Source organism: Mesorhizobium sp. WSM4822 (assembly GCF_055811155.1).
In genome coordinates this window covers 1-17,303 of record NZ_JBVVQM010000003.1, presented here as the reverse complement: position 1 = coordinate 17,303, position 17,303 = coordinate 1, and the positions used below count along the sequence as shown (strand labels likewise).

At 63.0% G+C, this 17,303-nt stretch carries 14 protein-coding genes and 2 pseudogenes; 10 read left to right on the top strand and 6 right to left on the bottom strand.

The genetic code is table 11. From position 1 onward, the window contains the following. The first annotated feature begins 24 nt into the window (after positions 1-24). Positions 25-1,335: a flavin monoamine oxidase family protein gene (locus tag AC0L3E_RS08055; RefSeq protein ID WP_473604583.1), complete on the top strand. Its 1,311-nt coding sequence runs from the start codon at positions 25-27 to the stop codon at positions 1,333-1,335. A gap of 209 nt (positions 1,336-1,544) precedes the next feature. Next, positions 1,545-1,955, top strand: coding sequence for a hypothetical protein (locus tag AC0L3E_RS08050; RefSeq protein ID WP_127321947.1), 411 nt, complete (start codon positions 1,545-1,547; stop codon positions 1,953-1,955). Between the two features lie 112 nt (positions 1,956-2,067). Here the strand turns inward: AC0L3E_RS08050 and AC0L3E_RS08045 are convergent, their stop codons facing one another. Further along, on the bottom strand, positions 2,068-4,155 hold the full coding sequence (locus AC0L3E_RS08045) for an ATP-binding protein (protein WP_164893022.1): 2,088 nt from the start codon (positions 4,153-4,155) through the stop codon (positions 2,068-2,070). A gap of 84 nt (positions 4,156-4,239) precedes the next feature. Then, positions 4,240-5,013, bottom strand: coding sequence for a response regulator (locus AC0L3E_RS08040; RefSeq protein WP_206631195.1), 774 nt, complete (start codon positions 5,011-5,013; stop codon positions 4,240-4,242). A gap of 46 nt (positions 5,014-5,059) precedes the next feature. Between AC0L3E_RS08040 and AC0L3E_RS08035 the strand changes: the two genes are divergently transcribed. Further along, complete coding sequence (locus AC0L3E_RS08035) at positions 5,060-5,761, top strand: response regulator transcription factor (RefSeq protein WP_127271440.1); 702 nt, start codon at positions 5,060-5,062, stop codon at positions 5,759-5,761. Positions 5,762-5,833: 72 nt separating this feature from the next. Here AC0L3E_RS08035 and AC0L3E_RS08030 read toward each other — a convergent pair whose 3' ends face one another. Further along, positions 5,834-6,001 (bottom strand): hypothetical protein, encoded by a 168-nt coding sequence (locus AC0L3E_RS08030; RefSeq protein ID WP_081738724.1) that lies wholly within the window; start codon positions 5,999-6,001, stop codon positions 5,834-5,836. 54 nt (positions 6,002-6,055) lie between these two features. Beyond that, on the bottom strand, positions 6,056-6,388 hold the full coding sequence (locus tag AC0L3E_RS08025) for a hypothetical protein (RefSeq protein WP_127330363.1): 333 nt from the start codon (positions 6,386-6,388) through the stop codon (positions 6,056-6,058). A gap of 354 nt (positions 6,389-6,742) precedes the next feature. Between AC0L3E_RS08025 and AC0L3E_RS08020 the strand changes: the two genes are divergently transcribed. Further along, complete coding sequence (locus AC0L3E_RS08020) at positions 6,743-7,204, top strand: L,D-transpeptidase (RefSeq protein WP_023811018.1); 462 nt, start codon at positions 6,743-6,745, stop codon at positions 7,202-7,204. A gap of 212 nt (positions 7,205-7,416) precedes the next feature. Here AC0L3E_RS08020 and AC0L3E_RS08015 read toward each other — a convergent pair whose 3' ends face one another. After that, positions 7,417-10,500 (bottom strand): efflux RND transporter permease subunit, encoded by a 3,084-nt coding sequence (locus tag AC0L3E_RS08015; RefSeq protein WP_127272041.1) that lies wholly within the window; start codon positions 10,498-10,500, stop codon positions 7,417-7,419. Continuing rightward, entirely contained in the window at positions 10,497-11,825 is a 1,329-nt protein-coding gene (locus tag AC0L3E_RS08010) for an efflux RND transporter periplasmic adaptor subunit (RefSeq protein WP_473604582.1), read from the bottom strand. The genes AC0L3E_RS08015 and AC0L3E_RS08010 overlap by 4 nt, the downstream gene beginning before the upstream one ends. 145 nt (positions 11,826-11,970) lie before the next feature. On the opposite strand from AC0L3E_RS08010, the gene AC0L3E_RS08005 reads away from it, so the two are divergent. The 6 genes and pseudogenes from AC0L3E_RS08005 to AC0L3E_RS07980 form a co-directional block, all read left to right on the top strand. Beyond that, positions 11,971-12,504 (top strand): TetR/AcrR family transcriptional regulator, encoded by a 534-nt coding sequence (locus tag AC0L3E_RS08005; protein WP_023811021.1) that lies wholly within the window; start codon positions 11,971-11,973, stop codon positions 12,502-12,504. Further along, a pseudogene (locus tag AC0L3E_RS08000) lies at positions 12,500-12,742 on the top strand (SDR family oxidoreductase); the annotation flags it as partial. The gene AC0L3E_RS08005 and the pseudogene AC0L3E_RS08000, both read left to right, overlap by 5 nt. Before the next feature lie 454 nt (positions 12,743-13,196). Further along, positions 13,197-14,525, top strand: a complete 1,329-nt coding sequence (locus AC0L3E_RS07995) for an NAD(P)H-dependent oxidoreductase (protein ID WP_473604581.1) — start codon at positions 13,197-13,199, stop codon at positions 14,523-14,525. A 2-nt stretch (positions 14,526-14,527) separates the two neighbouring features. Then, the gene (locus AC0L3E_RS07990) at positions 14,528-15,556 is read left to right on the top strand and encodes a thiamine pyrophosphate-dependent dehydrogenase E1 component subunit alpha (protein WP_127321726.1); all 1,029 of its coding nucleotides are present in this window, start codon (positions 14,528-14,530) and stop codon (positions 15,554-15,556) included. Then, positions 15,556-16,554, top strand: coding sequence for an alpha-ketoacid dehydrogenase subunit beta (locus tag AC0L3E_RS07985; protein WP_127267172.1), 999 nt, complete (start codon positions 15,556-15,558; stop codon positions 16,552-16,554). The genes AC0L3E_RS07990 and AC0L3E_RS07985 overlap by 1 nt, the downstream gene beginning before the upstream one ends. Before the next feature lie 3 nt (positions 16,555-16,557). Further along, positions 16,558-17,214 (top strand): annotated as a pseudogene (locus AC0L3E_RS07980) (biotin/lipoyl-containing protein); the annotation flags it as partial. Positions 17,215-17,303: the final 89 nt, after the last annotated feature.

Genomic DNA, 17,303 nt, shown 5'->3' with positions numbered 1-17,303 from the left:
ATGCGATTGGGTGGATAGCCGGCAATGCTGAAGACCTCCACGGATGAGGGCGGCGAATTCGAGCGAACCGATGTCGTCATCGTAGGTGCGGGTTTCACAGGCCTGTCGGCGGCGCTCGAGATGAAGAAGGCCGGCATCGATTTCATTCTGCTCGAAGCACGCGACCGGGTCGGCGGACGCGTCGAGTCCCGACTGAACGGACTTGGCGAACGGATCGATAGTGGCGGCCAGTTCCTGTGCGAGGACATGCCGGAATTGATGGCGCTGATCGAGTCGCGCGGCAAGACGCTGGTTGAAACCTATGTCGATGGCGATTTCATCACCCAGCCGACGATGTCCGTACAACGAGCAGAGCGGATCTATGACGCGGCAATGGCAATCCGCGAGCGCATGAACGGGGTCGATCCGGACGACGTCTCGATTGCCGGACTGACCGTTGCCGACTGGCTTGCCCGCCAGCGCGATTCGGCCGATGCCAGGGCCGTCTTCCGTTCGATGATCGAAGGTCTCTGGTGCATGGCGCTGGATCAGATTCCTCTCTGGTATCTGATCGACAATGACCGACGCGTCACCAACGAGGTGCCGGAGCTGCAATATTTTGTGCGCGAAACCATGCATTCACTGGCCGACGATCTGGCCCGCGACCTCAGTGATCGGTTGCGGCTCAGCGAGCCGGTCACGCGCATCGAGCACAGTTCGCAAGGTGTTCTTGTCGTTTCGGCCGGGGGTGCCATCGAGGCGCGCACGGTTCTGGTTGCCGTCCCCCCGGCGACGGTGACGGAGCTCGCCTTTGCCCCCGCCTTGCCAGCTGGACTGGGGCGGGCGCTCGGCGCCTGGAAAAGCGGCGCGGCTATCAAGATCCTGGTGCGCTATGCCAAACCGTTTTGGCGCGGGCGGGATTTGAACGGCATGGTGATGTGGCTCGATCCGCCGGGACTGTTTGCCTGCGACGCCGGCAAGGATGTGGAGCATGCCGCGCTCGTCGTGTTCGTCGGCGGGTCGCTCGCGCTGCGCTGGCGCGACCTCGGTGAGGTGGAACTGCGTGCGGAGGTGACCGGCCGGTTGGAGGCAGCCCTCGGCCCGAGTGCCGGCGACGTCATCGATTTCAGTTTGCGTGACTGGGTAAGAGATCGCTGGAGCGGCGGCGCGTACAGCGATCTTGTTGTCGACGTGACAGCAAGAGATGCCGAGCGAACGATCCTTGCCGGCGCACCCCCGGTGTATCTCGCCTGTTCTGAACTCTCGCCGTCGTTTCCGGGGTATGTCGAGGGCGCCATCATTGCCGGGCGTATCGCCGCGCACAAGATCATTGCCGAACTTCAAGCTCCGGTCTGAGCCTGGTCTTTTCGAAAAACTGTTTGGCAAGATCGGTCAGGTTGCGCCTCGAGCCCGAGCGCCGTCGAAGCTATGCCCGATTTTGCCCGACTTCGCCCGAATGCTGTTTCGAATTGGTTACAGTGCCAGTCCTTCGCCACCCCATCGTCGTTACAAAGTGCGGATAAGTTCATTTCACCGCCAAAAGAAAATCAGCGAAGGGGAAGGCAATGCATGCGAAAATCCAGACGATCCGCGGCGAGAGCCGCCTTCAGGCTCCAGAGCGCAATGACCGCCGTCCGAAACTGGCGCTGCGCCAGCGGGCCAGCGACCACCCCATGGCGATGTTCATGGTGCTGGCTGCTTGCGCCTTCGTCGGCATGGCGTTCACGCCGACAATCGGGCCGGCCTTCGCTTCGTTGAATCCGCCGTCCAATCTCATCGACGGGGCGCAGACGACGACCAGGATCGCGCGTCTGCCGGTACCGGTGACCGACTTCGCCTGCAAGGGCCAGACCTGGGGTGCCGAGAGTATCGACTGCCTGCGCGCAATCGCCGAACAGTCCGGAACACACAAGAGCCGCGCCATCCGCATGATCGCCACTGCCGCACCGTTGGCCGACACGCCGAATATTTTCTGATTTTATCGTAGCCTGATCCGAAACCGTTCCCGTTTTGGGATCATGTTCTGGACTCCCCGAGCGCTCCCTCCAGCGCGCTCTTCTTCGGCCCCCGCCCCCCGGGGGCCTCTTTTTATTCTTTAAAGGCCGCCTGTTCGGCAATGGCGGACAGCACACTGCGCACATCAAGCGTGCTGAACGGCTTTTCCAGGATCTGCGGCCGCTGCTGTGCCGGCAGGGCCTCGATTTCGGCTTTCGCACCGATCAGGTCGCCTGTAACCAGCACGAAACGCCGCGCCAGGTCAGGCTTTTCGGCGAGCAGCTCGCGATAGATCGATATGCCGCTGACGCCGGGCATGCGCAGGTCCGAAAAGACGATGTCCGGCGGCATGTGGCCGCTCAAAGTGGCGGCGGCCGATTCCCAGACAGGAACGATCCGCGACTTGATGCCCATCAGTTCGAGTATGTCGGAGAGCGAGCCGGCGACATCCGGCTCGTCGTCGATGATCAAGGCATGGCGCAGGCCGCTCGATCGCGGCTGGTTGTCGCCGGCGGTGGCGAGGCCGGCCACGATGGCCGGCAGCTGGACGACGAAACGCGCGCCTCTCGGGAGCACTTCCTCGAACCAGACATTGCCATTGTGCCGCTCGATGATCGATTTCGAGATCGACAGGCCGATGCCGGTGCCGACGCCGACCGGCTTGGTGGTGAAATAGGATTCGAAGATGCGGCCGCGGATCGCTTCCGGCACGCCGGGCCCATTGTCCTCGACCGAGAAGCAGGGATGACCGCGGTCGCTGCGGAACGTCCGCACCTTGATCAGCCGGTCACCGGCAATGCCAGCCAAGGCGTGCTGGCTGTTGATGAGGAAGTTGGCCGCTACCTGCGTTACATGATCGGCGTCGGCCATGGCCAGCAGCGGGCCGGCGGCGAAATCGGTGTCGATGACGATGCCGCTTGAGCGCGCGCCATAGGCGGTCACTTCGAGTGCCGACCGGATCACCTGGTTCAGGTCGGTCTCGGCCTGTGCCGCGGGATGGAGGCGGACCATCGACAGGAAGCTCTTGACGATGCGGCCGCAGCGCTCGGCCGCAGCGCGGACTTTCTCGGCGCGCACCTTGGTCTGCGGATCGGAAGCGAATTCGTGCAGCAGCGTCGATTGCGCCACAACCACGGCCAGGGGATTGTTGAGCTCGTGCGATACGCCGGCCAGCAACGAACCCATCGCCGCCATCTTCTCGTTCTGGTGCAGCTTCTCGCGCTGCCGGCCGATTTCCTCCTCCGCACGCAATTTGTCGCGTAGGTCGCGGATGGAGCCGAAGATCAGGCGGCGGTCGGCGACCCGCATCTCGGTCGCCGTCAGCTCGATCGGGAACACTTCGCCGGCGGCATTCTGGGTCACCGTCTCGAGCCTTTGGCCGACCATCGGCGCGCCGCGGCCGGACATGTATTCGGCCCCCGAAGCATAGCCCTTGCGGTAATAGATCGGCACGATCGTATCGAGCAGATCCTTGCCGAGAATGTCGCTGCGCTGGAAGCCGAACATCTTCTCGGCGGCCGGATTGAATTCGATGATCGAGCCGGTCTCGTCGATGACGACGATGGCATCGAGCGAGGCCTGCAGCATAGTGCGGCGAATGACCTCGCTGGCATGGGCGTCGGAGGGCGAGCGCTCGATGGCGTCGCCGATAGCCAGGGCGATGATGTGCAGCGTCGCCTCTTCCTCGTCGGTCCATGCACGCTCGCTGACGCAGTCATTGACCGCCAGCGTGCCCCAGAGATGGCCATGCGCGAAGACCGAGACCGAGAGGAACGACTTGATGTTCTGCTTCTCGAAATCGGTCCTCAGGAAGCCTTCGAGGTCGCGCGTATGGCCGGCGAAGATCTTGCCCTGCCTCTCGTCCTCGGCAAGCCGCTCCAGCAGGGGGTCGGAATTGACGATCGATTGCATGATGACGGTTGGCGACGCCAGCTCGCCGCCGAAAAGAGGGTCGATCCAATAGGCGGCGACGGATTGGGCGAAGCCCTGGCCTGGCAGTTCGCGCAAGCGAAACAGGATGCCGCGCTGGCAATCCATGGCCCGGCAGAGCGTTTCCAGTATGCCGTCCATCTCGCGCTGCCAGTCGCCGGCCTCGCGCAGCCGGCGAACGACGCGCACGGCCGCCATCGCCGCGCCCTGCCTGAACCCTTGCATATCGGTGCTTGCTGCTTCAGCGATCATCTTGTGCTGTCATTCCGGAGTCGCGCCAATTCGGAGTCGTGCCAATTCCGGCTGGCGAGCAGCCGAATCCTTCTGGCCCGGTGCTCAGTTGCCGTCGCCGGTCGGCAGCGAGAAGATATAGCCCTCGCCGCGCACCGTGCGCAGGAATTTCGGATTGGCGGGATCGGCCTCGATCTTTTTGCGCAGCCGCATGATGCGGATGTCGACCGCGCGCGACGATTCCGGATCTTCGGTGAAACCGATCGCCTCGGAGATAGCGGCGCGGGTCAGCAGCCGGTTGGCGCGGGTGAGGAAAATCTCCAGCACGTCGAACTCACTCTTGGCCATGTCGATCACCGCGCCATTGGCACCGGTGACCAGCCTGCCGTCGAGATCGGCCTGAAAGGGCCCGAACGCAACGGAACGGCGATCCGTCCCGGCCTTCTTGTCCTGGAGCTCCTTCGGCTGGGGAACGCGGCGCAACACGCTGCGCACCCTGGCCAGCACTTCGCGCAATTCGTAGGGCTTGACGATGTAGTCGTCGGCACCGAGTTCCAGCCCGACGATGCGGTCGAGCGCGGTGCCGGCCGCGGTCGCATAGATGATGCCGATCGGCAGTTTCGAACGCAGCCAGCGGCCGAGCGAGAGGCCGTCCTCGCCGGGCATGGCGATGTCGAGAATGGCGAGATGAAACGATTGCGTTTCAACGAGGCTGCGCGCGGCGGCAGCACTTTCGGCGGTGACCACTTCATAGCCCGCGGCTTCGAGGTATTCGGCAACCGCATCCCTTAAATCGGGCTCGTCCTCGACGATAACAATTCTTGCCCGCACGATGCTTTCGCTCCCACTTTCAGTGGAAAGTAGATTGGGTATAAACATCATGTCCAGCACTCATATCCGGGTTGCCAGGGAACGGTTGGAAAATATGGCCGCACGATCCGTTATTGCGCTTGTTTCGGTAGCCGAAGTGGTGGCGACCGAACTCGCCGACCATCTCGAGCGGCGCGGCCACGACGTGCATCAGGCGCGCCAGCCCTGGGAGGCCGAATCGCTGCTGTCGGGAAAGGGCATCGACGTCGTCGTCGTCGGCGACAGCCTCAGCCAGGCGGAGGGGCGCGACCTGCTCAGACGTTATGGCGGCCAAGGAGGAGGCGGCGAGGGCGGGCCGGATTTCATCCTGATCTGCCGGCCGGCCGATCTTGTCGACAAGGTGCTGGCGCTGGAGCTTGGTGCGGCCGACGTCGTCGAGAGCCCGCTCAATGTCCGTGAACTGGCCGCTCGTGTCGGCGGCCTTCTTTCGCGCCGCGGCAGGGGCACCCAGGAACTGATCGTGCTGGAGAACGCGACCGTCGATCTGAGATCGGCCATGGTCATGCATCGCTCCGGCTCCGAGGAACAGCTTTCGCCCGGTCAGGTGGCGCTGCTCAGGTTGTTCCTGGCCAGTCCGCGCAAGGTGCTGACGCGCGATGATATCATCGCCGCGGCACCGGCCGAAAACGCCGACGCCTTCGATCGGTCGATCGATTCGCGCATCGTGCGGCTGCGCCGCAAGCTCGACACCGACACCATCACCACAATACGTGGCGCCGGCTACCGGTTCGATCCGCCGCGGCAATTCGCCGACTGACCGCCGGGTACTGGCGCAATCCCTTTTGTAGGGCATCGGATTTTCCATCTCTGGGCCCGATGCTCTTGACGCTCAGCGTACCAGCAGAAGCGATGGCCCCACCGGCATGTCACTGCCCATGGTGAGTTCGCTTGCATGGGCGCGGTCCCTGAGGAGCACGGTAGCAAGACCGGCAAAGCCGAGCAGGCCCTGGGCGTAAAGCAGTGCGGACAGCACCGAAGCAGCGAATTTCGTTTTCATCGTCGCAGTTCCCCAAATGCCAATTCTTCAAAAATGAACCTGTTGCGGGCCGCTTCAGGATACCCCCGAAGTGCCCGCGCCGCCCACGGAGCCCCCCGTCGCGGCGCGGGCCTTCGGTCCTCTCGGCAGCAAGTTGCCGGAGGCGCCGCGCAAACCCGTCAGCCTAAGGCCGACCCGCCAGAGGGCCTTTAGCCGGGCGATGCGCAGGCTGGAAACAATCCAGACCGTGGCGAAAAACAGTGCGGCATGCAGCGTCGAAATCTCGCCTGATGTCATCGCGCCGAGGCTTGTCAGCGGGGTGCCGGCAACCGTGCCGACGCCGCCGATGACCGTTGCCGCGATGCTGATCCTGAGAAGCCAGGACAGCGCGTTCGATTTCGTTCCCATGTTCGTTTCCGGCTGTTTTCGTTGCGTCAACTTTGCCCGCACCCCGTATCCGGATCATGCCGCTCGGAGCCGCGCTTTGTTGCAGGTTGGTTTCGATGTCGACGACTGTTCTTTCACATGATGCAATTCGCACTTTCGTTTGGAGGCGGATACTCATGTTCCCGCCGCTGGTCTTTGCTGGCGGGGCCTGCCGAGCGTGTCCAACCCCATCTATAAGAGGGACGTTTGTTAACCGGTGGAAACAGATTCGAAACAGAAGCGAGCATTTTGCGAAATCTTCTCGAAACATGACGTTGGGATAAGCGGCCATCGAAATTGGAGCCGGACCAACCGGCAGAGAGAGGGAACTTCATCATGCATACCGCCATTTCCGCCAAACTTATCAACATCACCGCCGCTGCCTTGACTGGTGCAGCACTGCTGCTCGGCGCCGGCTCGGGTGCGGCGCACGCCGCCAACAAGATCGTGGCGCGCGTTTCGCTTTCGCAGCAGATCATGGAAGTCTCCGTCGACGGCCGGCCGACCTTCGCCTGGAAAGTCTCCACCGGCGACCGGGCCCATGTGACGCCGACCGGCTCGTTCAAGCCGACCCGCATGCATGAAATGTGGTATTCGAAGAAATACGACAACGCCCCGATGCCGCACTCAGTCTTCTTCAGCGGCGGCTATGCGGTGCACGCGACCTATGCGATCAAGCGCCTCGGCCAGCCGGCTTCGCATGGCTGCGTGCGGCTGCACCCCGACAACGCCGCCGATTTCTACCAGCTCGTCGAAACCTTCGGGGCGACCAACACCAGCATCGTCATCGTCAAGTAGCAGGCTGTGACCGACGGCGTGTCAGCATGCTGCCGCGCCGTTCAAGGCTCCCGCCGGAAAACGCTGCGGTATCGAGCACGGCTCGAACCGAGGTATTGCGTACAGCTCAAACCGGCGGTATCGAGCCCAGCCAAAAAGAAAAGAGGCCGGAAAGTTTCCGGCCTCTTTTCTTTTGCATTTGTCCTGCGCATTTCCGGGCAGGAAGCCCCACCCTAGCTCGGCAGTGCCGGCATCAGCTTGGGATCCGGCTTCTCCGCCAAATGAGGCAGGTCCTTGCTGGCGATGAAGGTGTAGAACATGGGCACGACGAAGAGCGTGAACAGGGTTCCGACCAGGATGCCGGTGAAGATGACCAGGCCCATCGAATAGCGGGCCGCGGCACCAGCGCCGCTGGACGTGATCAGCGGCACCACGCCGAGCGCCATCGCCGCCGTCGTCATCAGGATCGGCCGCAGGCGCACCTTGGCCGAGGCGATGATGGCGTCGCGCCGTCGCATGCCATGCTTTTCACGCTGCTGGTTGGCGAACTCGACCAGCAGGATGCCGTGCTTGGTGATCAGACCGATCAGTGTGATCAGGCCGACCTGCGTGTAGATGTTGAGCGTGCCGAGGCCCAGATTGAGCGGCACGATCGCGCCGAAGATCGACAGCGGCACCGCCATCATGATGATCAGGGGGTCGCGAAAGCTTTCAAACTGCGCCGCCAGCACCAGATAGATGACGACAACGGCCGCCGCGAAAGCGATCAGGATGGTGTTGCCCTGTTCCTTTTCCTGCCGCGATTGACCGGAATAGTCGAGGAAGAAGGTGTCGGGCAGGCTCTCCTTGGCGATGTCCTCCAGCGCCTTCAGCCCGTCGCCGGTGGTGACGCCGGGCAGCGGGAGCGCCGAAATCGTCGACGAATTCAGTTGGTTGAACTGCTCGATTGCCGCCGGCGCCGCATTGTTCGAAATCTTGACCACCGCCGAGAGCGGCACCATCTCGCCCGTCACGCTGCGTACGAAGTATTCGCCGAGCTTATCGGGGTTGTCGCGAAACTCCTGCGGCACCTGCGGGATGATGTCGTAGCTGTTGGAGTCACGGTCGAACTGCGCCACTTCGGCGCCGCCGACCAGCAAGGTCAGCGTGCGGCCGATATCGGCGATCGGCAGGTTCAACGCCGCGGCGCGATCACGGTCGATGGTCACCGTCACCTCTGGTGCGTCATAAGCCATCGAATTCTGCACGACGATGAAGCGGCCGGAGGCTTGCGCCTTGTTCTTGATCTGCTCGGCCACCTCGTACACTTCCGAGGAAGCGCCGGTCGATCGCACCACCATGGAAATGGGCAGGCCGCCACCAGAGCCGGGCAGCGTCGGCGGCGCGAAGACGAAGGCCTCGACGCCGGCCACTTTGGCGATACGGGCCGTGATGTCGGCCTGTAGTTCCTTCGAATTGCGCTTGCGTTCCGCCCAATCCTTGAAGGCATAGCCGACGAAGGCGCTGTTTGTCGTGCCGCCGAAGGCGACGGCCGAGAACTGCGCCCGTGTTTCGGGAATATCCTTCACCAGGCCGAGGATCTGGTTGACGTATGTCTCGGTGTAATCGGAGGTCGCATAACGCGGCCCTGTCACAATCGAGAGCAGAAAGCCCTGGTCCTCTTCCGGCGCCAGTTCGCTCGAGGTCTTGGTGAACATGAAGCCGGTGACGCCGACAAGCGCAAGCACGATGATCAGCGTCAATGGGCGATAATTGAGCGACCCGGTGACGGCGCGTTCATAGACATGCTCGACGCGCGCGAAGGCGCCGTCGACAATGCGCTGGAAACGGCCCGGCGTGCCGGACTTCAGGAGGCGTGCCGACATCATCGGGGTGATGGTGATGGCGATGACGCCCGACAGCACCACTGAGCCGGCGAGCGTGACTGCGAATTCACGGAACAATGCGCCGGTCAGGCCGCCGGTGAAGGCCAGCGGCGCGAACACGGCGGCCAGTGTCATGGTCATGGCAATGATGGCCGACGATATTTCGCGCATACCGCTGAACGCGGCCTGCATCGGCGACATGTGGTCTTCTTCCATATGGCGATGGATGTTCTCCACCACCACGATGGCGTCGTCGACGACCAGGCCGATCGCCAGCACCATGGCCAGCAGCGACAGCAGGTTGATCGAATAGCCCACCGCAAACAAAAGGAAACAGACGCCGATCAGCGACAACGGGATGGTGATGATCGGCATCATCACCGACCGGAAGGAGCCAAGGAACAGAAGGATGACGACGATGACGATGGCAACCGCCTCGGCGATGGTCTTGAACACCTCTTCGATCGAAGCGCTGATCTGCCCGGTCGCGTCGTAGACGACCTCGATCGTCATGCCTTTCGGCAGCGTCTCCTGAATCTGCGGCACCAGCTTGGTGAGCGCAGCCGCCGTGGTCAGCGGATTGGCCGCCGGCGTCGGGAAGATGGCGAGGAAGGTGCCGGGTTTGCCGTTGAACGAGACCCGGGTGTCGGTGTTCTCGGCCGCGAGTTCGACGCGAGCCACGTCGCGCAACCGCACCACATTGCCGTCAGTCGACCGCAGCGGCAGCTCGGCGAATGCCTCCGGCGTCTGCAATGTCGAGCGTACGGTGATCGAGGAAACGACATACTCGTTCTGGGTGTTGCCGGGCGCCGACAGGAAGTTGGAATTGTTGATCGCCGTCAGCAGTTCGGAGGCCGTCACGCCGCGCGCGGCAAGCTTGACCGGATCGATCCAGACGCGCATCGAGTATTCCTGGGCGCCGAAGATCTGCACGTCGGCGACGCCTTCGACCGTCGACATGCGCGGCCTGATGACGCGCTCGATATACTCGGTCAGCTGCTCCTTCGTCATGTTCGGGTTCTGCATCGAGATGTACATCATCGCGAACTGCTGGCCGGTGCCCTTGACGATGACAGGGTCCTTCGATGCGTCCGGCAAGGTGCCGCGCACGCCCTGGACCTTGGACAGGACTTCGGTCAGCGCGACGTCGGGGTTCGAGCCGAGCTTCATCTGCACGGTCACGGTGCTGGAGGACGGGCGGCTGGACGAGGTGACGTAGTCGATGTTTTCGGTCGAGGCGACGGCGCGGGCGATCGGGGCGGAAATGAAGCCCTGGATCAGATCGGCGCTGGCGCCTGGATAGGCCGTCGTGATGGTGATCGCGGTTTCGTCGACCTTCGGATACTGCCGGATCGACAGGTTGAAGATGCCCTGGAAACCCAGGAGCAGGATCATGCAGGCAAGGACCGTCGAAAGAACAGGCCGGCGAATGAAGAGATCTGAAAAGCTCATTGCTGTTCGGCCTGCTTGTTCGCCGATTTGGTCGGGTCGATGGTGTTGTCCACAACGACGGACATGCCGTTGAAGAGGCGGTTCTGGCCGGCGGTGACGACCTCGTCGCCGGCCTTCAGCCCCTCGACGATCTCGACCATGCCTTGATTGCGGCGGCCGGGCTTGACGAACACCTGCGACAGCACGAGCGCGGGCTTGTCACCTTCCGCCGCCGGCTTGGCCGGATCGGCAGCCTTGTCGGTTGGTTTTGCCGCATCGGCGGCAGGCTTGGCTGCATCAGCCGCCGGCTTCATGGCATCGGCCGGCTTGGTGTCCGCAGGCTTGGCTTCCGCCGATTTGTCGGCTGACGGCGCGGCGGGTTTTTCCTCCGGCCTGGCTGGGGCCGCCTCGGCAGGCTTGGCCGGCTGCACCACGAAGATGTAGTCGCCATAGAGGCTTGTCGTCAGCGCCGTCTGCGGCAGCGTCAGCACGTTCTGCTCTTCGGGCAGTTCGACACGCACCTGCACGAACTGGCCGGGGGTCAGCTTGCCATCGGGATTGGCGACTTCCGCCCGGATGTTCACCAGCCGGCTGGACGAGTCGATCTTCGGGTCGATGCCACGAATGGCGCCTGCGAATGGCCTGTCCTCACCGCCAAGGCCCAATCGAATCGTCTGGCCGATCTTGAGCAAGGCGAGTTGCTGTTCGGGAACCGAGAAATCGACCCGCATCGTGTCGAGGTCCTGCAATGTCACCACGGCGGTGCCGGGCGCCAGATACTGGCCGATATCGATTTTCGGAATGCCCACCGTGCCGCCGAAAGGCGCCGTCAGCTGCTTCTGTTCGAGTACGGCCTGCAGCTTGGTGACCTGAGATGCCGAGGCCGAGGCCGCCGCACGCGCCGTGTCTAGCGTCGAGTCGGAGCCGACGCCACGCCTGGTCAGTTCAATGGCGCGGGCCAGCGAGGTCTGGTCGAGCGCGGCCTGCGCTTTCTGTGCGTCGAGATCGGCGCGCTCGACGGCGTCATCGAGCTGCAGCAGAACCGCATTGTCGGCCACCTTCTGGTTGGCATGGAAAAGGATGTCCTTGACGATCCCGGTGGTCTCGACCGTCAGGTCGACACCACGCACAGCCCTGACCGTACCGATCGCCTCGACGCCTGGCGTCCAGGCCGAAGGCTTGGCGATGGTCGTCGAAACGGTTGCCGCCGGCGGCTTCATCGATGCGAAGTACTGCTTGATGCCGTTGTCGCGCAGGAAGTTAAAGCCGACGATGCCGCCGACCACAACGACGAGCAGAGCCAGAACCAGAACAATGATAAAGATACGGAGTATGCGCTTGAACAAGGAAGTCCCCTCAGTCGAAATCCGGCGCGAAGCGCGGATATCGGGACACATATCGACTGCGGGTCCCGATTTCAAATAATGGCGGTCTTCCTGTACCGTCTGGACGGTCTTGTCAATTGGGCCTAAGCTTGCGATGGGAGGCCCCATGAGAGCCCAAAGACCGAATTCGCGCGAGAAGATTCTCGCCGCGGCGGCTGATGTTGCCCGGGAATCCGGACCAGGCAGCCTGTCGCTGGATGCCGTAGCCAGCCGTGCCGGCGTGTCGAAGGGAGGGCTCCTCTACAATTTCCCGACCAAGGCCAAATTGATGCAAGGTTTGGTCGAAGGCTATCTGCGTGAGTTCGAGCACGCACTGGAAGCCGCCCGCACAAATGACAAGGACGAAAATCCCCTGGCTGTCTACATCAGGCTGTCAGCCAATGATTGCGAGGAAAAGCAGCCGTCGGCGTCCTGGATTTTCTCGGCCATCGCCGAGGATCCAGATTTCATGATGCCGATAAAGACCTTCAAGCGGCAGCTTTTCGAGCGGCTGAAGGGCGAGACGCCGGACCTCAAATCGCTGTTGATCTGCTATCTCGCCATCGAGGGATTGCGCAGCATGAACCTCTTCGATTCGGATGTCCTGTCGAAAGACGAGCGCGAGCTTCTGGTATCGTCCCTGCTCGAGATCGCCAAATAGGCGTCGCCCACCCTATGTCTGGACCCCGCTGGTCGAAAGGCAGATTCCCGACACCATGAAGGCGCGCGGCATGACCGAGGAACAGGTCAAGCACGATGTGCTGCTCGCTGCCCAGCCGACCAAGGAATTCGTCACCGTCGATGAGCTTGCTGCGTTGACGCTGTTCCTGTGTTCGGACGCGGCCAGGCAGATCACCGGCACGACCTTGCCGATGGACGGCGGCTGGACGGCACAGTAGAGGGTAATCCAAGCGTTCCGTTTGCCGGCTGGTGCCGCTGGGCGCTAGCAGAAAAGCACCCGCCTATGCCGTGGTCTTGATCGATGCGGATGGCGTGGTCGTGCATTTCCATGATTTTCCGATCGACGCGGCGGGTTGCCCGTGGCGGCTTCGCGGAACACTGAGCAGGACTTCCCGCGAGGGCCAAGATGCCGCCAGTCGCATGCGCCGGCCTATTGCACGGCAGCGCAACAGGCTGCGCCTTTGCTGAGCTGAACGATTCCAACCGATGCCCATCCGCGCACTGACGGCGACTGCGCTGCATCAGGTTTTCCAGCCTCTTTTTCGTCCCGCTGGACTGTGGTGAAAGTGCCCAAAAAGCACAAGAATCTGGACATTAGTCTTGACAGAAATACAGATGTTCAATACCCGTCAGGCAATCGAACAAGCCTGCATTATGGGAGGAACGAGCGGTATGGCTTCCAATGTTTCGTTGACGGGCCTTGCCCGCGATCTCGAGGAACGCGCCAAGTCGGGCAAGCCTATCCGCATCGGCCTGATCGGCTCGGGCGAGATGGGAACTGACATCGTCACTCGTGTCGCCCATATGTTGGGCATCGAGATCGGCGCCATTTCCGAACTGAACCTGCCTGCCGCCAGCAAGGCCGTCGATATCGCCTTCCAGGAAACCGGGCATGCGCGCGAGGTGTCGAACGCGTCGGCGATGACGGCGGCGATGGAGGCCGGCAAGGTGGCGGTCACCAACGATGCCAGCCTTGTCATCAACAATGATCTGATCGACGTCGTCATCGACGCCACCGGGGTTCCCGCCGTCGGCGCCGAGATCGGGCTGCGCGCCATGGAACATGGCAAGCATCTGGTGATGATGAATGTCGAGGCCGACGTCACCATCGGCGCCTATCTGAAGAGCGAGGCCGACCGGCTCGGCGTCACCTATTCGCTGGGCGCCGGCGATGAGCCGTCCTCCTGCATGGAGCTGATCGAGTTCGTTTCGGCCATGGGGCATCCGATCGTTGCCGCCGGCAAGGGCAAGAACAACCCGCTCAACATCGACGCCATTCCCCCAGACTATGAGGAGGAAGCCAAGCGCCGGCACATGAATGTGCGGATGCTGGTCGAATTCGTCGACGGCTCCAAGACCATGGTCGAGATGGCGGCGATCGCCAATGCCACCGGCCTGGTGCCAGACAAGGCCGGCATGCATGGGCCGGCGGCGACGCTTGGCGAACTATCCAAGGTGCTGGTGCCGCAGAAGGATGGCGGCGTGCTGTCGAGGGTCGGCGTCGTCGACTATTCGATCGGCAAGGGTGTCGCGCCCGGCGTCTTCGTCGTTGCCGACATGTCGCATCCGCGCATCTCCGAGCGTATGGAAGATTTGAAGATGGGCAAAGGCCCGTATTTCACTTTCCATCGTCCCTATCACCTGACCTCGCTCGAAGTGCCGCTGACCTGTGCGCGCGTCGTGCTCTACGGCAAGGCCGACATGGTGCCGCTGGCCAAACCGGTGGCCGAAGTCGCCGCCGTGGCCAAGAAGGACATGCAGCCCGGCGAGAAGCTGGATGCGATCGGTGAATATTGCTACCGCGCCTGGATCATGACGACACCTGAGGCGCGCGCCGCCAAGGCCATTCCCTGCGGCCTGCTGCAGGGCGGCTCGGTCACCGCGCCGATCAAGAAGGGCGAGCTCATAACCTACGCGAATGCAGCGCCCGCGGCGGGCTCCAAGATCGCCGAACTGCGCGCCCGCCAGGACAAGCTCGTCTATGGGTCCGTGGGAGCGTGATCATGGCCACAGCCAGCAAAGCCGTCACTGACAGTCGCGCCAATCTGCCCTTCGTCTACCGCCAGTACAGCGCCGAGCAGCTCAAGCAGGTGCTCCACAAGATGTACCTGATCCGCCGCTTCGAAGAGGGCGCGGAGGAGTGCTACACGCGCGGCCTCATCCACGGCACCATGCATTTGTCGATCGGCCAGGAAGCCAGCGCCATGGGCATCTGCATGCCTCTTGCCGAGGATGACCAGATCACCTCGACGCATCGCGGTCATGGCCACTGCATTGCCAAGGGCGCCGAGGTCAAGCGCATGTTCGCCGAGTTCTTCGGCAAGACCACAGGCTATTGCAAGGGCCGTGGCGGCTCGATGCACATCGCCGATGTCGGCAAGGGCAATCTCGGCGCCAATGGCATCGTCGGCGGCGGCATCCCGATCGCCGTCGGGGCGGCATTGTCCTCCAAGATGATGAAGACCGGCAAGGTCGTGGTCTCGTTCTTCGGCGATGGCGCCAACAATGAAGGCGCTTTCCACGAGGCGCTCAACATGGCGGCGGTCTGGAAGCTGCCCGTCATTTTCGTCTGCGAGAACAATGGCTATGGCATGTCCACATCGACAGCCCGCTCGACCGCGGTCAAGAACATCGCCGAGCGCGCCGCCGCCTATTCGATGCCGGGCGTCATCGTCAACGGCAACATCTTCTCCGAGGTCGCCGAGGCGTCTCATCAGGCTATCGCCCGAGCCCGCGCCGGCGAGGGGCCGACGCTGATCGAGTCCAAGACCTACCGCCATCGCGGCCATTCCAAGAGCGACCGCAACCGCTATCGCACCAAGGAAGAGATCGAGGACTGGATGTCGAACCGCGATCCGATCATCCTGTTCGAAAGCGAGCTCAGGGAATTCGGCTTCATCGACGACAAGGGCATCGAGGCCATTCGCGATGCCGTGGCGCAAGAGATCGCCGAGGGCATCGAGTTCGCCAAGGCGAGCCCGTCGCCCGATATCAGCGAGACCGGAAATTACGTGTATACGGAGCAGGCGTGATGGACGCGATGGTGCGTGAACTGAGCTACGCCCAGGCGATCCAGGAAGCCATGGCGATCGCCATGGACATGGACGAACGCGTTTTCCTGATGGGCGAAGATATCGGTGTCTATGGCGGCGCCTTCCAGGTCACCGGCGACCTGGTCGAACGTTACGGCGCTGACCGCGTCATCGACACGCCGATTTCGGAATTGGGCGGCGCGGGCGTCGCGGTGGGCGCTGCCCTCACGGGCATGCGGCCGATCTTCGAGTTCCAGTTTTCCGACTTCGCCACGCTTGCCATGGAGCAGATCGTCAACCAGGCGGCCAAGATGCGCTTCATGTTGGGCGGCGAGGTTTCGGTTCCCGTGGTGATGCGCTTTCCCGCCGGTTCCGGCACCGGTGCGGCGGCTCAGCACAGCCAGAGCCTGGAAGCCTGGCTCGGCCATGTGCCGGGTCTGAAAGTCATCCAGCCGGCGACCCCCTATGATGCCAAGGGTATGCTGTTGGCGGCGGTCGCCGATCCCGATCCGGTCATGATCTTCGAGCACAAGCTGCTCTACAAGATGAAGGGACCGGTGCCCGAAGGCTATTACACCGTGCCGATCGGCAAGGCAGATATCCGCCGCGAGGGCCGCGACCTGACCATCGTCGCCACCTCGATCATGGTGCAGAAGGCGCTCGACGCGGCTGCCGCGCTGGAGAGCGAAGGCATCGACGTCGAAGTCGTCGATCTCCGCACCATCCGGCCGATGGACAAGCAGACCGTCATCGACAGTGTCAAGAAGACGTCGCGGCTGCTATGCGTCTACGAAGCGGTCAAGACGCTGGGCATCGGCGCCGAGGTCAGCGCCATGATCGCCGAGAGCGAAGCGTTCGATTATCTCGATGCGCCGATCGTGCGGCTGGGCGGCGCCGAAACGCCGATCCCCTATAATCCGGAGCTCGAGAAGGCGACGGTGCCGCAAATTCCCGACATCATCACCGCTGCGCGTGACCTCGTGAAAGGGGTTCGCTGAGAAATGCCGACCGAAGTCATTCTTCCCAAGGTCGACATGGACATGGCGACCGGACAGATCTCGCGTTGGTTCGCCGAGGAAGGCGCGCACGTCAAGAAGGGCGATGTGCTGTTCGAGATCGAGACCGACAAGGCGGCGATGGAAATCGACGCGCCGGCCAGCGGCGTGCTGCGCGATGTCAGCGGCAAGGAAGGTGTCGATATCGCGGTCGGCGCTGCCGTCGCGTGGATCTATGCCGACGGTGAAAGCTATGCGCCAAATTCCCCCCTCGAGGGGGAGATGTCGACGAAGTCGAGAGAGGGGGTTGCCTCAGGAGGCACCCCTGTACCGTCGAGCCCAGTCGAACCGACCCCACCCGACCGGCCTGCGGCCGGCCACCCTCCCCTCGAGGGGGAGGGGAAAGCCCGCGCGACACCTTTGGCCAGGCGCCTAGCTCGTGAGGCGGGCATTGCTCTTTCCACCGTATCCGGCACAGGCCCATACGGCCGTGTTGTAAAAGCCGATATCGACGCCGCACTTTCCTCCCTCCTCGAGGGGGAGGTGTCCGCGAAGCGGACGGAGGGGGTCGCCTCAGGAGGCGCCGCCCAATTCAGCACCGCCCTGGCGCCGACACCGGTCGAAGCGGCCCCCCCCCCCCCCCCCGGGGGCCCCCCCCCCCCCCCCCCACCGGGGGGGGGGGGGGGGGGCGGGGGTGGGGGGGGGGGGCCCCCCCCCCGACCCCCAAAACAAAAAAACGACAAAAAATAGAG

Bases quoted from the DNA above. Each gene is read 5' to 3' on its own strand.
- AC0L3E_RS08055 (WP_473604583.1), top strand. From the start codon at position 25: ATGCTGAAGACCTCCACGGATGAGGGCGGCGAATTCGAGCGAACCGAT.
- AC0L3E_RS08050 (WP_127321947.1), top strand. From the start codon at position 1,545: ATGCATGCGAAAATCCAGACGATCCGCGGCGAGAGCCGCCTTCAGGCT.
- AC0L3E_RS08045 (WP_164893022.1), bottom strand. From the start codon at position 4,155: ATGATCGCTGAAGCAGCAAGCACCGATATGCAAGGGTTCAGGCAGGGC.
- AC0L3E_RS08040 (WP_206631195.1), bottom strand. From the start codon at position 5,013: ATGTTTATACCCAATCTACTTTCCACTGAAAGTGGGAGCGAAAGCATC.
- AC0L3E_RS08035 (WP_127271440.1), top strand. From the start codon at position 5,060: ATGGCCGCACGATCCGTTATTGCGCTTGTTTCGGTAGCCGAAGTGGTG.
- AC0L3E_RS08030 (WP_081738724.1), bottom strand. From the start codon at position 6,001: ATGAAAACGAAATTCGCTGCTTCGGTGCTGTCCGCACTGCTTTACGCC.
- AC0L3E_RS08025 (WP_127330363.1), bottom strand. From the start codon at position 6,388: ATGGGAACGAAATCGAACGCGCTGTCCTGGCTTCTCAGGATCAGCATC.
- AC0L3E_RS08020 (WP_023811018.1), top strand. From the start codon at position 6,743: ATGCATACCGCCATTTCCGCCAAACTTATCAACATCACCGCCGCTGCC.
- AC0L3E_RS08015 (WP_127272041.1), bottom strand. From the start codon at position 10,500: ATGAGCTTTTCAGATCTCTTCATTCGCCGGCCTGTTCTTTCGACGGTC.
- AC0L3E_RS08005 (WP_023811021.1), top strand. From the start codon at position 11,971: ATGAGAGCCCAAAGACCGAATTCGCGCGAGAAGATTCTCGCCGCGGCG.
- AC0L3E_RS07995 (WP_473604581.1), top strand. From the start codon at position 13,197: ATGGCTTCCAATGTTTCGTTGACGGGCCTTGCCCGCGATCTCGAGGAA.
- AC0L3E_RS07990 (WP_127321726.1), top strand. From the start codon at position 14,528: ATGGCCACAGCCAGCAAAGCCGTCACTGACAGTCGCGCCAATCTGCCC.
- AC0L3E_RS07985 (WP_127267172.1), top strand. From the start codon at position 15,556: ATGGACGCGATGGTGCGTGAACTGAGCTACGCCCAGGCGATCCAGGAA.